General features: G+C 43.4%; 14 protein-coding genes and 1 pseudogene. 10 read left to right on the top strand and 5 right to left on the bottom strand.

Features of this window, described 5'->3' with window-relative positions; all coding sequences use genetic code 11:
- Nucleotides 1-6 precede the first annotated feature (6 nt).
- The 3 genes and pseudogenes from P3T48_RS13730 to P3T48_RS13720 all read left to right on the top strand — a co-directional run bounded on the left by P3T48_RS13730 (nt 7) and on the right by P3T48_RS13720 (nt 5,288).
- Nucleotides 7-651, top strand: a complete 645-nt coding sequence (locus P3T48_RS13730) for an ATP-binding cassette domain-containing protein (RefSeq protein WP_276507057.1) — start codon at nt 7-9, stop codon at nt 649-651.
- 53 nt (nt 652-704) lie between these two features.
- Nucleotides 705-1,904 (top strand): transporter, encoded by a 1,200-nt coding sequence (locus P3T48_RS13725; protein ID WP_276507056.1) that lies wholly within the window; start codon nt 705-707, stop codon nt 1,902-1,904.
- Nucleotides 1,905-2,075: 171 nt separating this feature from the next.
- Nucleotides 2,076-5,288: pseudogene (locus P3T48_RS13720) on the top strand (TonB-dependent receptor).
- Between the two features lie 150 nt (nt 5,289-5,438).
- Here the strand turns inward: P3T48_RS13720 and P3T48_RS13715 are convergent.
- Genes P3T48_RS13715 through P3T48_RS13700 form a run of 4 tightly spaced genes read right to left on the bottom strand, consistent with a single transcriptional unit; the run spans nt 5,439 to nt 8,828 of the window.
- Nucleotides 5,439-6,761 (bottom strand): serine hydrolase domain-containing protein, encoded by a 1,323-nt coding sequence (locus tag P3T48_RS13715; protein WP_276507055.1) that lies wholly within the window; start codon nt 6,759-6,761, stop codon nt 5,439-5,441.
- 4 nt (nt 6,762-6,765) lie between these two features.
- Nucleotides 6,766-7,833: a chorismate synthase gene (gene aroC / locus P3T48_RS13710; RefSeq protein WP_276507054.1), complete on the bottom strand. Its 1,068-nt coding sequence runs from the start codon at nt 7,831-7,833 to the stop codon at nt 6,766-6,768.
- A 58-nt stretch (nt 7,834-7,891) separates the two neighbouring features.
- Nucleotides 7,892-8,512 carry an FKBP-type peptidyl-prolyl cis-trans isomerase gene (locus P3T48_RS13705; RefSeq protein ID WP_158462736.1) on the bottom strand — a complete coding sequence of 207 codons (621 nt, stop codon included), beginning with the start codon at nt 8,510-8,512 and terminating at the stop codon, nt 7,892-7,894.
- A 40-nt stretch (nt 8,513-8,552) separates the two neighbouring features.
- On the bottom strand, nt 8,553-8,828 hold the full coding sequence (locus tag P3T48_RS13700; RefSeq protein ID WP_022251517.1) for a hypothetical protein: 276 nt from the start codon (nt 8,826-8,828) through the stop codon (nt 8,553-8,555).
- A gap of 251 nt (nt 8,829-9,079) precedes the next feature.
- On the opposite strand from P3T48_RS13700, the gene P3T48_RS13695 reads away from it, so the two are divergent.
- The 7 genes from P3T48_RS13695 to P3T48_RS13665 all read left to right on the top strand — a co-directional run bounded on the left by P3T48_RS13695 (nt 9,080) and on the right by P3T48_RS13665 (nt 12,906).
- On the top strand, nt 9,080-9,655 hold the full coding sequence (locus P3T48_RS13695) for a hypothetical protein (RefSeq protein ID WP_276507053.1): 576 nt from the start codon (nt 9,080-9,082) through the stop codon (nt 9,653-9,655).
- Nucleotides 9,652-10,092, top strand: coding sequence for an RHS repeat domain-containing protein (locus P3T48_RS13690; RefSeq protein ID WP_276507052.1), 441 nt, complete (start codon nt 9,652-9,654; stop codon nt 10,090-10,092). Before P3T48_RS13695 ends, P3T48_RS13690 begins: the two co-directional genes overlap by 4 nt.
- Entirely contained in the window at nt 10,085-10,513 is a 429-nt protein-coding gene (locus tag P3T48_RS13685; RefSeq protein WP_276507051.1) for an NTF2 fold immunity protein, read from the top strand. The genes P3T48_RS13690 and P3T48_RS13685 overlap by 8 nt, the downstream gene beginning before the upstream one ends.
- On the top strand, nt 10,497-10,940 hold the full coding sequence (locus P3T48_RS13680; RefSeq protein WP_276507050.1) for an NTF2 fold immunity protein: 444 nt from the start codon (nt 10,497-10,499) through the stop codon (nt 10,938-10,940). Before P3T48_RS13685 ends, P3T48_RS13680 begins: the two co-directional genes overlap by 17 nt.
- Before the next feature lie 450 nt (nt 10,941-11,390).
- A complete protein-coding gene (locus tag P3T48_RS13675) occupies nt 11,391-11,750 on the top strand; it encodes a hypothetical protein (RefSeq protein WP_158462734.1) in 360 nt (119 codons plus the stop codon).
- 218 nt (nt 11,751-11,968) lie between these two features.
- Nucleotides 11,969-12,463: a flavodoxin FldA gene (gene fldA, locus P3T48_RS13670; protein ID WP_276507049.1), complete on the top strand. Its 495-nt coding sequence runs from the start codon at nt 11,969-11,971 to the stop codon at nt 12,461-12,463.
- Nucleotides 12,464-12,528: 65 nt separating this feature from the next.
- Nucleotides 12,529-12,906 (top strand): DUF2023 family protein, encoded by a 378-nt coding sequence (locus P3T48_RS13665; RefSeq protein ID WP_022251520.1) that lies wholly within the window; start codon nt 12,529-12,531, stop codon nt 12,904-12,906.
- Nucleotides 12,907-13,047: 141 nt separating this feature from the next.
- Here the strand turns inward: P3T48_RS13665 and P3T48_RS13660 are convergent, their stop codons facing one another.
- A complete protein-coding gene (locus P3T48_RS13660; RefSeq protein WP_276507048.1) occupies nt 13,048-13,545 on the bottom strand; it encodes a hypothetical protein in 498 nt (165 codons plus the stop codon).
- Between the last annotated feature and the right edge of the window lie 550 nt (nt 13,546-14,095).

Genomic DNA, 14,095 nt, shown 5'->3' with positions numbered 1-14,095 from the left:
AAAAAAGTGAACACAATCAACTTTCGCTCCGTTCTCCCACAGGTCTTCGCCCAGCGTGATGACCTTCATTCAGAGATATGGAGTCAGGATGTCTCTTTCGAAAAGGGACATCTTTATCTTGTAGAGGCCGACAGTGGAAAAGGCAAGAGTACTTTTTGCAGTTATGTGGTTGGCTATCGTCACGATTATAGCGGCAACGTGATGTTTGATAAGGATGATACGGCCGCTTATAAGGTAGCCAACTGGGTAGAGATACGCAAGCGCCACATCAGTCATCTGTTTCAGGAGTTGCGTTTGTTTCCAGAACTTACGGCGATGGAAAACGTAGAAATCAAGAACAAACTCACAGGCTTCAAAAGTCGTCAGCAGATACTCCAATGGTTTGACATGTTGGGAATAGCCGACAAGGTGGATGCCAAGATAGGTCGCATGTCGTTTGGACAGCAGCAGCGTGTGGCTATGATCCGTTCTCTCTGCCAGCCCTTCGACTTTCTTCTTGCTGATGAGCCTATCAGTCATCTCGACGACAATAACTCACGTATTATGGGCGACATCATGATGGCGGAGGCCAAGGCGCAAGGTGCAGGCGTCATAGTTACCAGTATCGGAAAGCATATGGACTTGCCTTACGAGAAGACCTTGATGCTGTAGAGAGATTTATAACAAATAGTACTTCATACATTATATATATATAATAAGGTGTAATGGAACTCGTTTGGAAATTATTACGTCAGCATATCAGCATACCACAGTTTGCAGGTTTTGCCTTTGCCAACCTTTTCGGTATGCTCATCGTTCTTTTCGGCTTTCAGTTTTACAAGGATGTGCTGCCTGTCTTCACCCAGCAAGACAGTTTTATGAAGGCCGACTACCTCATCATGAGTAAGAAAATAGGTATGGGCAACACTCTCAGTGGTCGTACCAATACCTTCTCGGGCAGTGATGTGGACGATATCTCCTCGCAAAAGTTTGTCAAGAAGATAGGAAAGTTTACCTCTACCGAGTACAAGGTGGATGCCTCGATGGGTGTCAATGGCGTGAATGTGCTCAATAGCGAACTCTTTTTCGAAAGTGTGCCCGACGGTTTTGTCGATGTGCCTCTCAAGGATTGGAAGTATGAGCCAGGTAGTCAGGAAGTGCCCATCATCCTTCCGCGTACCTATATTAATATGTACAACTTTGGTTTTGCACAGAGTCATTCGCTTCCAAAGATCAGCGACGGATTGATGGGAATGATAGATTTCCATATTTTCATTCAGGCAGGTGGCAAGAAAGAACAGTTCAAAGGAAAGGTGATCGGCTTCTCTTCTCGCCTCAATACCATACTTGTGCCACAGGCATTCATGGACTGGAGCAACCATGAGTTTGCTCCCGAAGAGCATAGCGACCCCACACGACTTATCGTAGAGGTGGGCAATCCTGGAGATGAGAATATCACCAAATACCTTGAAGACAATGGCTATGAGGTGGAAACCGATAAGTTGGATGCCGAGAAGACCACTTATTTTCTGAGGATGATAGTCCTGATGGTCATGGTGATAGGTTTGGTTATCTCTGTGCTCAGTTTCTATATCCTGATGCTCAGCATCTACCTTTTGGTACAGAAGAACTCCTCCAAGTTGGAGAACCTCTTGCTCATAGGTTATAGTCCTGGCAATGTGGCGATGCCCTATCTTTGGCTTACTATCGTTCTCAATGTGGTGGTGCTCCTTGTGGCATGGTGCATCTTGTTCTTCATCCGTGATTATTACATGGATTTTATTGAAGCCCTTTATCCCGATATAGAGGAAGGAGCCATGTGTCCCGCCATTGCTTTAGGATTGGTTTTGTTCTTGATAGTATCGGTACTCAACATGATAGCAATCCGCCGCAAAGTGATGCGGATATGGCTTCGCAAAGACTAAAAAGCTGTAAGAAATCCACACTAAAACGTTAGTGTGGATTTTTTTTGCATAAAAAACTTTTTTTTTCATGTCTCTGTAACATTTATATCAAAAATTTTGTTTAAATTTGCAGCATAATATAAAAATAGGAAGTTTATGCTTCCTCATTATTAACTAAATTTCATTTTTAGTATGCAGAAAAGATTGCAATTGCTTATCGCCATGCTGGTGCTCGTAGTTTCGGTGGCTATGGCACAGGTAACCACCTCTGGTATCAGTGGTAAGGTGACATCGCAAGGCGAGGAAGTCATCGGTGCTACGGTGACAGCAACCCACCAGCCATCAGGTACTGTTTATCGCGCAGTGACCAACATGGATGGTCGTTTCTCAATCCAGGGTATGCGTCCTGGAGGTCCTTACAAAGTAGAGGTATCTTACATTGGCTATCAGTCTAAGACGTTCAAGGATGTTTCCTTGAACTTGGGTGAGAGCCAGAACCTTTCTTGTTCTCTCCAGGAAGATGCACGCGAGTTGCAGGAAGTTGTAGTATCTGGTAAGGCTGGCCTTAACGGTACTAAGACAGGTGCTGCTCAGAGTATTAATGCGCAGCAGATTGCTGAAATGCCAAGTATCAGCCACAGTATTGCTGATATTGCCCGCATGAATGCGCAGGTATCTACCAATGGTCAGTCTGGCGCCATGTCTTTTGCAGGCACCAACAACCGTTACAACTCATTCCAGATTGATGGTGTGATGAACAATGACGTGTTTGGTCTTACCCAGAATGGTAGCAATGGCGGTCAGGCTGGTAGCCAGCCAGTATCTATGGAGACCATCGAACAGATTCAGATCAACGTGGCTCCTTTCGATGTTCGTCAGGGTGGTTTCACTGGTGGTGCCATTAATGCGGTTACTAAGAGTGGTACGAATGTGTTCCACGGAAGTGCCTATTTTGATGGCAACAACGAGAGTTTGGTAGGTCGTCACTACAAGATGCAGGACGGCACGATGTCTAATCCTTACGACAAGGAGAAGGAGACACGCTTTGGTTTCACCTTGGGTGGTCCTATCATCAAGAACAAGTTGTTCTTCTTCGCCAACTATGAGAATACCAATAAGTCTTATCCTACTCAGTATTCTTTCGGTAGCGAGGGTGCTAAGTTTGATTCCGACCTTGCACAGCAGATTCTCGATGCTTACAAAGCATGGGGTAAAACTGATGATGGTGGCAACTATGAGTATAATGGAAGTTGGGCCAACAAGGACAAGTCTATCAAGAGCTAGAAGGGTGGTTTGAAGCTCGACTGGAATATCAACGACTTCAATAAGTTCTCTATTCGTTGGAGTTATGTAGACGCTAAGCAGTTGTTAGGCTTGGGTGGTATGGCATCATTGAATACTGCCGACCATCTCTATGAGTTCACCTCTAAGACTCATTCTTTCGCTGCTGAGTTGCAGAGTCGTCTCTCTCCATACACCAGCAATGAGGCCCGCTTGTCATACGTTCGTGTTCGCGATAGTCGTAGCTCTGGTGCAGCAGCTCCTTCTGTAACTATCTATAATGTAGGCAATGGTACTGTGAATATCGGTAACGAGTACTCTTCTATGGCCAACAGCCTTGATCAGGACATCTTTACCTTCGAGGACAACTTTACATGGTATCGTGGCAACCACACCTTTACTTTTGGTACTCACAACGAGTTCTACAAGTTTGAGAATCTCTTCATTCAGAATCTCTATGGTTGCTATTACTTCGATTCTCCATCAGACTTCTTCAAGTATATTGATACCAAGAATGGTCAGTTGATTAAGAACTTCTACTATACCACAGCCAATAAGGATGTAACAGGCAGTTCTCTCTGGGCTCCATCATTCGGTGCAGGTCAGTTGGGCTTCTATGTACAGGACAAGTGGGATGCTACCAATAACTTCCAGCTCACTTATGGTCTTCGTATGGAGATACCTTTGTTCTTTGATACTCCTACCGAGAATAAAGATTTTAATGAATGGGCTGCAGCTGCGGGCTATGGCTATCGTACCAATCAGAAACTTTCCAGCACTCCAATGTGGAGTCCTCGTGTAGGTTTCCGCTGGGACATCAAGAACGACCATAAGTATATTCTCCGTGGAGGTATCGGTATGTTTACTGGTCGTATTCCTTTCGTATGGTTGAGCAACAGCTTCACCAACACAGGTGTGCAGTTCTCTTCTTACTCAGTGAAGAACAATGCCAATGTATCTCTTATCGTAGATCCTAATAAGCAGGATAAGAATGCAGAACTTCTGAAAGCAACTGGTAGCCAGTTGGTCAATGTATTCGACAAGAACTTCAAGTTTGCTCAGAACCTGCGTATCAACTTAGGTTTCGACTTCCAGGCTTTGGGTATTGACTGGACAGCTGAGGCTATCTTCAGCAAGAACCTGAATGATATCTATTATCAGAACATCGCTTACGAGCCAACAGGTCAGACTCTGGGTCAGGTATCAGATATGTCATGGGAGAGCCGTCCTATGTATCATAAGGTATCATCTGCCGGCAAGTTCAGCAACATTTATGCTATGCGTAATACCGACAAGGGCTATTCTTACAACTTGTCATTGTCTGCAACTAAGCACTTTGACTTCGGTCTTGATCTGAATGCGTCATACACATTCACCAAGGCAAAGGCTATCAGCAGCTCTATCTCTTCTGTAGCCCAGAGCAACTGGCGTAACAACCACTCATATCGTTTTAGCAATGATCCTGAGATGGCAAACAGCGCCTTCAATGTGCCTCACCTTGTTAAGGCTTCTGCCTTCTATCATCTCAACTGGGGACCAAGCAAGCTCTTTACTACAACTGTTGGTTTGATTTATCAGGGTCAGAGTGGTGCTCCTTACTCACTCTATTATAATGGTGATGTCAATGGCGACGGTGCAAGCAATGACTTGATTTTCATCCCTACAGATGCTCAGATCGACAAGATGCCGTTCTCGAATGTGATGAAGGCTGACAACAAGACGGTGAAGTACACTGTAGACGAGCAGCGTGCCAACTTGAAGAAGTGGTTGGCAAACACTCCTTATCTGAAGGATCATCGTGGTGAGTACTATGAGCGCTATGCTGACAATTTGCCTTTCGAGGGTCATTTCGACTTCCACTTCGGTCAGAAGTTTGGTATCAAGGTCGGTAAGCAGATTCATGCTCTGGAGGTTACTATGGACATTCTCAACGTTGCCAACCTGCTCAACAACAAGTGGGGACATACTTATGGCAGCAGCTATAACAGCGAGTTTGTTTCTCCAATTACTTATAAGGATAATGGTACATACCAGTTCGATAACGATTCTACCAAGCCTATCAAGTACTATAGCGACTACTACAGCCGTTGGCGTGGTCAGGTTGGTGTGAAGTACACTTTCTAATTGATAAAGTAGAAAACATCATAAAAACAAAAAAGGATACATCCAGTCAGGATGTATCCTTTTTCTGTTTTATGGGTTTCTTGCTGAGTTCTTTCTTGTTTGTCGGCTTTGTCATGCCCGTTGGTTTTTCTTCTTTCTCTTTCTGTGTTTTTATTTCACGTGCAGGAAGAGGTCTTGCTTAGGCATGCTGTCCATGTACTTCTTGCGCATCTTCTCAAAGAAAGCCATCGAGTCGTTGGAGAAGCCATGTCCCTTCCATGTCGATGTGTTGGTGATGAGAATCCAGCATTGTCCGTCGTCGTATTTCAGAATCAGGGCAGAGGTTCCTGCAAGTGATCCTGTTCGGATCCAGGGACGTCCTTTCTTCGGTGTGTAGTTCCAGCCGATGGAGTATTGGTGGTCTGGCTGTTCCCGGGTCATAAAGTCCACGCTCTTCTTGCTGAGGATGTCCTTTACGTGGGGCATACCGTCTATGCTGGCTATCAGTCGGCTCAGCTCAGCTGCCGAACCGCACCATGCTCCGGCTCCTGCCAGACGTGGGATGTCTGTGTCGCCATAACATTTCTCCACCATTCTACCGCTGTTGTTGTATTCATATACAGGGATGCTGCCTTGGTGCATGTAGTACTTCGTCTCATTGGGACGTCGGTCTTTATAGTAGGTACCGGCGATGTGCATGTCGTAGCATCCGGCAGGGTTGAGCACGTACTTCTGCATGTAGTCCTCGTATCTCATGCCACTCTTCTTCTCTATAATCATCGACAGGAGGATATATCCAAAGTTGGAGTAGCACTTGCCTTCACCTGGCGTATATCCTAAATGCCGTTTCAGGAGAATCTTGAGCAGCGTAGGATGATCGGGAGGCGTAGCGAGACGGTTCTGCATCATGATGTAGCGGGTGGAAGATATCGGGTCGCCGGCATAGTTGGTAAATCCAGCCTGATGGCGCAACAGTTGTTCCACGGTGATGTCGTAGTACCGCTTATCCTTGATGCTGTTATTATATAAGGTGTCTCGCAGAATTCCCTTGGGTCCGAAAACCTTGTCGCCCATACTCAACTTCTTAGTTTCCCAAAGTTTCATGATGCCCACGGCAGTGATGAGTTTCGATACCGAGGCATATCTCATTACCATGGATGGTTGCATCTTGATGCCTTTCTCCTTGTCTGCCCATCCGAAACCTCGTGCATACAGCAGAGAGTCGTTGCGGGTGATGACCAGTTGGGCGCCATTGATTTCCCATCTCTTCAGGTATCGCTCAATGAGCGAGTCCATTTCGTGGTAGGCTTTGCCTTCAGAGAGTGAGTTGTTGAGTGAGTCGTTGAGGTGAGCCTTAGGCAGTGTATCGGCAACCGATGCTTTGTTGTCCGAGCAACTTGTGACGCAGCGTCGTGTCAGCAGAGAGATGCCGATAACCATGACTAAGCAAATAGTAAATATGCGTTTCTTTCTGAGTCTTCTTTTTCTTTTCATTATCTTATAGCTTCACACTCTTGTTGACGAGATAGCTGTCGAGGATGACCATGGCTGCCATGGCTTCCACCACAGGAACGGCTCTTGGCAGAACGCATGGATCGTGCCTGCCCCGTGCTGTCAGCTTGGTGGCATTGCCTTCCAGGTCTACGGTGTCTTGCTCTTTCAGGATGGTGGCAACAGGCTTGAATGCTATCCTGAAGTAGATGCCCTGTCCGTTGCTGATGCCTCCCTGTATGCCTCCACTGTGATTGGTGGCAGTCGTGATGCCTGGTACGAACGTGTCGTTCTGCTGACTGCCTCGTGCCGTCACACCGTCGAAGCCTTCTCCATACTCGAAGCCTTTCACAGCATTGATGCCCAGCATGGCTGCGCCTAACTGTGCATGCAGCTTGTCGAATTCCGGCTCGCCTAATCCTACCGGGCATCCCTTGATGACGCATGTGATCACGCCTCCTATGGTGTCGCCATCGGCTTTCACTTGGGCGATGAGCTCTTCCATCTCTTTGGCTTTCTGCTGGTCGGGGCATCGCACGATGTTGTCCTCTGTCTTGCTTAAGTCATACAGATGGTAATCTCTTTCTATGGCAATGTCGCCTACCTGAGATGTGTAGGCAGTGATGCTGATGCCCAACTGGCGCAAGGCAAGTTTTGCCAAGGCTCCACCTACGCATCGGGCAATGGTGATGCGGGCAGAAGAGCGGCCTCCACCTCGATGGTCGCGTATGCCATACTTATTATAATAGGTATAGTCGGCATGCGACGGACGGAACAGGCATCGCATGTTCTCATAGTCTTGCGAGTGCTGGTTGGTGTTGCGTACTTCGAAACCGATAGGTGTTCCCGTACTCTTGCCTTCGAACACACCACTGAGAAACTCCACCTTGTCGGCTTCGTTGCGTGATGTGGTGATATGGCTTTGTCCGGGTCGACGTCGATTCAGTTCATTCTGTACAAACTCCATATCGATATCTATGCCTGCAGGAAATCCGTCGATAACACCGCCCACAGCCACTCCATGACTTTCGCCAAAGGTGGTGAGGGTAAAGAGATGACCAAAAGTATTCCTCATTGTCTATCTGTTGTTAAAGTTCTTGCTTAGTTGATATGTTGACCTTTTGAAGGAAGAATTAGTGGCAACCGCAGTGGCCTTCGCCATGATGGCCTTCACCGCCACAGTGGCCTTCTCCACCACAGTGACCTTCACCGCATTCGCCTTCACCGCAGTGTCCGTTGCAACCGCTGCATCCGCCGTGGCTTTCTCCGCTCATGAGCTTTGCCATTCCTGCCACTTCCTCGGCAGTAGCCTCGCGGCTCTCAGTTATCTCACCCTTGAAGTTGAGTATCTTGCCAGCCAAAGGATGGTTGAGGTCAATTTTCACCTTGCTGTCACCGATTTCCAATACCACACCATTGAAGCGGTTGCCGTCCTCGTTCTGCAGAGGAATGATGGCGCCTACCTGTACGTGCTGTGCGTCAAACTGGCCGTTGATGGTGAAGATTTCCTTCTCTAACTCGATGACACGCTCTGCATAGTGTGCGCCATAAGCCTGCTCTGGTGTAAGGGTGAAGTCGAAAGACTCGCCTTTAGCCAGGTTGACTATCTGCTCCTCGAAGGCTGGCAGTGTTACACCCATGCCGCTAACGAAGATGAATGGGCGCTCGTCGCTTGTCTGTTCGATGAGGTCAGACTTACCATCTGTGATGTCGTACAACTTGTATGATACGCTGATGAATTTGTTTGATTCCATGTTAATTCTTTATTATTATTATTGTTGTTATTATTATCTGTTATTTCTTGTCTCTCTTTTTGTTCTGTACATCTTTCACCATCTCCATGCGTTCCAAATAGATGGGGCGCCACTTGTCGATGATGTCTTGCAGGTTCTTGCTCTGCTGTGATGTCTGGGCATACTCTTCCGAGTCAGTCTTGCCCTCTTTCTTCAGGTCGAGCAGATGAGCCAGTAGCAATTTCTGTTGCTCTTCGGCAGCTTTTAGCTGGTTGTGCAATCTTTCGAGGCTTTCCATGAAGGCAAGCGCTTTGTCTATATGATTCTGTTCTTCCATTGATTCTGTTTGGCTTTATATGTATATTTTAGTTTGCAAAGATACAAAATCTTGCTGAGACTAACGAATGAATCGCTCAAAATATAAAATACTGAGCCCTTTTTAAAATGGCTCAATATATTTACATACGACAACCATATAGTTTAATCTTTCTTAAAAAACTCATGTTTCAATAACAACGTCCCTATATTTCAACTATATTTGCGCTAAAATAATAATAAAACTTTTTTATTAACTATAATATCTAAAGTATGAAAAAGATAACACTATTTTTTCTTTTATTCATTTTTGCAAGTTGCCAAATGAATAAAAAGGCAGGAACGAATCCATTGTCAACAGATGCCGTTTCTACTGATATGTCTTGTGAGATGTTCTATTTTATCGTGCAAAGAAAAGTTTATCAAGTTACATATAATGGGAAAGACTCTATACGAACCATTTGTGGCAGTGCCAAATATGATATGTTTAATTTGATAGACAAAAGAAAGCTAACATCTGCTTCTTTAAAATTTGATACGATATTCTTGGACCGTTCTAAAAGGTTGACAGACAGTCAAGTCCTACAATTGAATAAATACGTATCCCGTGTAAAGGCATTGGGCAAAGCCCCAAAACAAGGGGTTGACATTAAAGATGGTTGGAAAGTTTATCTTTCTGTAAGAAATCTTGCCATTTATGAGTTTAAGTTTAATCTGGAAAGAACTCAAGAACTTAAGGACATATATGAACTGTTTGTGATATTGAGGAAATACTCACCGATAGAATTCGACACAAACTGCAATGGCTATGTAATGGAAAATGGGTATGAATACTTAGGTAGGAAATGAAGTATAATTACTATGACGGTAACAAAATAGCCACTTATGGCAAAGCTGTTCCCGGCCAAACTTTGGCTTGGGGAGAGACAAAAATGTTAACTGCCGACAAGATACAGTCGGTCAACACGACCGACTACTGGGGCAACGTGCTCTATGAGAACTCCGGTCTTCAGCGCTATAAGTTCAATGGCAAGGAGTTGGACCTCGTGCATGGTCTGCGCCTCTACGACTATGGCGCAAGAATGTATGACCAAATACTTGGCTGTTGGACAAGTGTGGACCCAATGGCAGAGAAATATTATCATATCAGCCCGTATGTGTTCTGTTTTGACATTCCTGTACGAATGGTGGATAGGGATGGAAAAGATCCATGGGATTTACCTATGATGTTGCGACCTCAGGAGGAACAAAAAATATTACGATTAAATAATAAAACATATGAATAAAAAGGAAATAGCATTTTTTGCAGGTTGTATCATATTAGGTATGGTTATATCTGTTATATTATCAAAGACAAGTATTAGTGATAAAACACATGAATTTAAGTGTGTTCGCATACAAGATTATGAGGGTGGAGATTATTCTCCTGAGCATTATTACATGAAGGAAGAACTAAAATCATTTATTTTTAATACACCACATCGTCGCATGTGTGTGCTACATCCAGAAACAGCTTATAAGATAGCAAATAGCTTGTTATCTTCGAAATATGGCCCTCAATATATTGAAAGTAAAAAGCCTTTTAAAATTAGCTTATTAAGTGGTAGAGTCTGGAAGGTGATGGCCAAAGACTCTATGGCTGTAGTTTATATTCAAAAAATAGATTCTCGAATATTAAAAATAATAAGGTATGACAATACGAAATAGAATATTAAAGTATTTGTTGTTAGGTGTGATAGGCTTTTTGTTGGGATTTATTGCGACTTGTTTGTTTATCTCATATTCTTTAAAATACAATCAAAGGGTTGTTCCTTTTATCTATATTGGAGGTGATAGTGAACCTCTTCTTTTTAAAAGCTATGCTGACTCTTTGTATTTGCCCGATGAAACAGTATTGCGAATGCCTCATGGAGTAGTTGATACCCCAGAATTGGCTGCAGAAATAGGAAGTGCTGTCCTTATGGATATTTATGGGAAAAAGGAAATGAGTATGGAATACCCTTTTAATGTCGTTGAATATCAAGGTTCATGGACTGTGTTCGGCTTGCTTCCAAAAGGATGTCTTGGTGGTGTAGGTGTGATTAATATATCTCGAGCAGATGGTATGATTTTACTTTATGATCATGGAAAATAAAAACATTCTTCTGAACCAAGACAGTACGCTGACATGGTGCAGCGTGGAGAAAGACCATTTGGGAAGCAGCCTTGTGGTGAGGGAGGAAACATCAGGGATTAATAGGTTGCAGATAAATCACTATTATCCTTTTGATTGTGTTCGGACTTTTTCAAGTGGGCTCGGTTAGGATACAAGTGTTCTATGTTTTACGCAAGAAGGCTGTTGGCTGAGACTTGTGGATTTGTGTTGATATGTTATGAAATTAGACATAAAACAGACGAAAAGTAAGCCAGAAGGGGATATTCATGTTGATTTATATCAAAAATACGACTAAAAGTCTTTCTTTTTAGCTGAAATGTTTGCGTGCACAGCAAAATGTGCTTATCTTTGCAGTGTCTTTCAGGAAGACATACACAAAGAGATTAGTAAGGATAATGTAGAATTAAAGAAAAGAAAGGTAAAAAGATTATGAAGAAATTGATGATTTTGGCAGTAGCATTGTTCAGTATGACAACTACTTTTGCAGCAGATGAGAATGCAAGTGCAACAACAGCAACAGCTGCTTTCAACATGAATGTAAACATGAACAGCTTGTCTGATGCTCTCGGTTTGAACATCGACCAGGTTGAGGCTGTAGCTGATGTACACAAGAACTTCACTGCAGATATGATGAATGCTGCCGTAGCAGCAGGTGACGACCGCAAGGCTATGATCGACAAGGCTATCAACAAGGACTTGAAGTACATGCACGTCATCCTTTCAAACACTCAGTATCGCAAGTATCTGATGTTGCTGAACGTCACTCTCGTAAATCGTGGCATCAAGTAAGACTTTTATGTAAAGTAAGAGAGAGATTATATGAGGAGAACTGCGGGCAGAGCAATCTGTCCGCAGTTTTTTTGTTGTTGATAGAACCAGCCAAAGTCGAGTCATTATATGTAGGTATTCATGCCAAACCATTATTTTTAGGTATTGCGGCATTGGGAAAATCGTCGTATCTTTGCAGCCGTAAACAAGAAATAATGTAACTAAAGTAATTATAGCGTATGAAATCAACAATTGTAATTTATGGCTCTTCCACAGGAACCTGCCAGAGCATAGCAGAGACAATAGCCGGTAAGTTGGGCGCCAGTGCAGTAGATGTATCCAGCATCGATGAGGCCGCCATCTCAGATCATGACAACCTTATTTTGGGAACTTCCACCTGGGGAGCAGGCGAGTTGCAGGACGACTGGTACGATGGCATCAACCTGTTGAAGTCAGCAGGTCTTTCTGGCAAGACGGTCGCTCTTTTCGGTTGTGGCGATGCTGAGTCTTATCCTGATACCTTCTGTGGCGGAATGAAGGAACTTTATGATGCTGCCAAAGAGGGTGGTGCCAATGTTCTCGAAGGAGTATCGACAGAGGGTTATACTTTCGATGACAGCGATGCAGTTGTAGATGGAAAATTCGTAGGTCTTGCTCTTGACGATGTCAACGAGGACGATAAGACCGAGGAACGCATTGATGCATGGCTTGAGGCCATTAAGCCTTCGCTTTAATGTAATGCGGAATAGGAGAATGCTCCTGTAACACAGTCATTTTTTTTAACTAACAGACGGATATTATGCAACAGAAAGAAGTGATGCCAACGGACATGAAGGTTCTGATGAATCATATATATGAATATAAAAAAGGTGTGCGCCGTATGGTGCTTTTCACTTTCAACGAGCGATTTGAGTCTTTTGCCATAACCCGATTGCAAAGTCAGAACATCAGTTATATCGTTCAGCCTGTGGGCAATGGTCGACTGAACTTGTTCTTTGGCAAGCCTGAGTGTCTGGATGCTATCCGTCTGATGGTTAACAAACCTCTCAGCCAACTGACACCCGAAGAAGACTTTATCTTGGGTGCCATGTTAGGCTATGACATTTGTGCACAGTGCGAACGCTATTGTGAGCGCAAGTGTCGCAAGGCTCAGGCAGCGGCCGGTCTTACGAATTAACTGTTTGAAGCTTTTAGATAGATATATTGATTTTGATAAAGTAGAATCTTGTTCGCTAATAATAAAGAATTCATAATGTTTTTGTATAAATGTATTAGGCTGTCCGTGAGGATGGCCTTTTCACTTTTTAGGGCGTTATTCCTATTTTGCGCTATTCTGCATAGTATTTAATTCCTTATCGGTCATTTGAACATAGATAGAAACGCCATAGATGGTTTCACCATTTGATTTTATTCCCAACGGATGAACTATGCAGAAACTTGGTTGAGTACCAAGCGTCCATCCTGTTATCTGAAGGTATTCGTTGTTGTCGAGCAGCAGAACCGTACGTTGTGTATCTTTGTTAAAGGTATATGCTATTTCTTCCTTCTTTATAGTGCTCTCTGCAATGTCTGAATGATAGTAGGCAGTCAATTTTGTATTACTGTCAAAATAGTAGTTTACAGGGGATGCTCCTAATATGTTGGTGTAATATCCATCAGACATTCTTCTGCCTTTCTTGTTTATTCTCCATGTGGCATAGTGCTTCCAGCCATGACCAATAAACATTTTCTCAAAGTTCTCTTTGCTGATGCCGCCGCTTGCACCATAACAGTTTCCGTTGTCACTGAACACGTATGGGATTCCATGGTTATTCAAAACAGTAGCCCATTGTTGGTCTAAAGATTCGTCATTATCGTCATTGCATGATGTGACTGATAATGATACAAGCAGGACTAATATTAGTCCGATCAAAGATTTTAAGTTCTTCATATCAATAGTTATTTGTTGTTCTGTTTAAGAAAACAATTTTTTATTGTATTTATTGCACGATGTTACTTTTTTTTATTCATTTTTTTAAAGACCTCAGTTCGTGAAAACGTTGATTCTGGAGACGTAAAGTAATAAGACTCTTGTTTTCGACATATTGCTTTTTATAAATGCTGATTTTATAAGTATTTATGCTGTTCTTATAAATGCTGATGCAGCAAAAATGCCTGCTTATGGCACAACAGTACTCTTTAAGTAACACTTCTACAGAAAGGGAAGTAAATGTTTTCTTTAGCCTATAAATCTATGTTCTAAAGTACAGGGCGGACGCATCAAAATGCGTTCGCCTCCAAAAGTTTTGACAGGTAATTTTCGTCCCAGCCAGCTTTCATTCTTTTTAAGTTGATACTTCCCTTGATCGTTTTATCCTTTTTAAGGA

The organism is Segatella intestinalis, from assembly GCF_029348455.1.
GTDB lineage: Bacteria > Bacteroidota > Bacteroidia > Bacteroidales > Bacteroidaceae > Prevotella.
The sequence above is the reverse complement of the archived record's forward strand: the minus strand, read 5'-3'. Positions and strand labels throughout refer to the sequence as shown.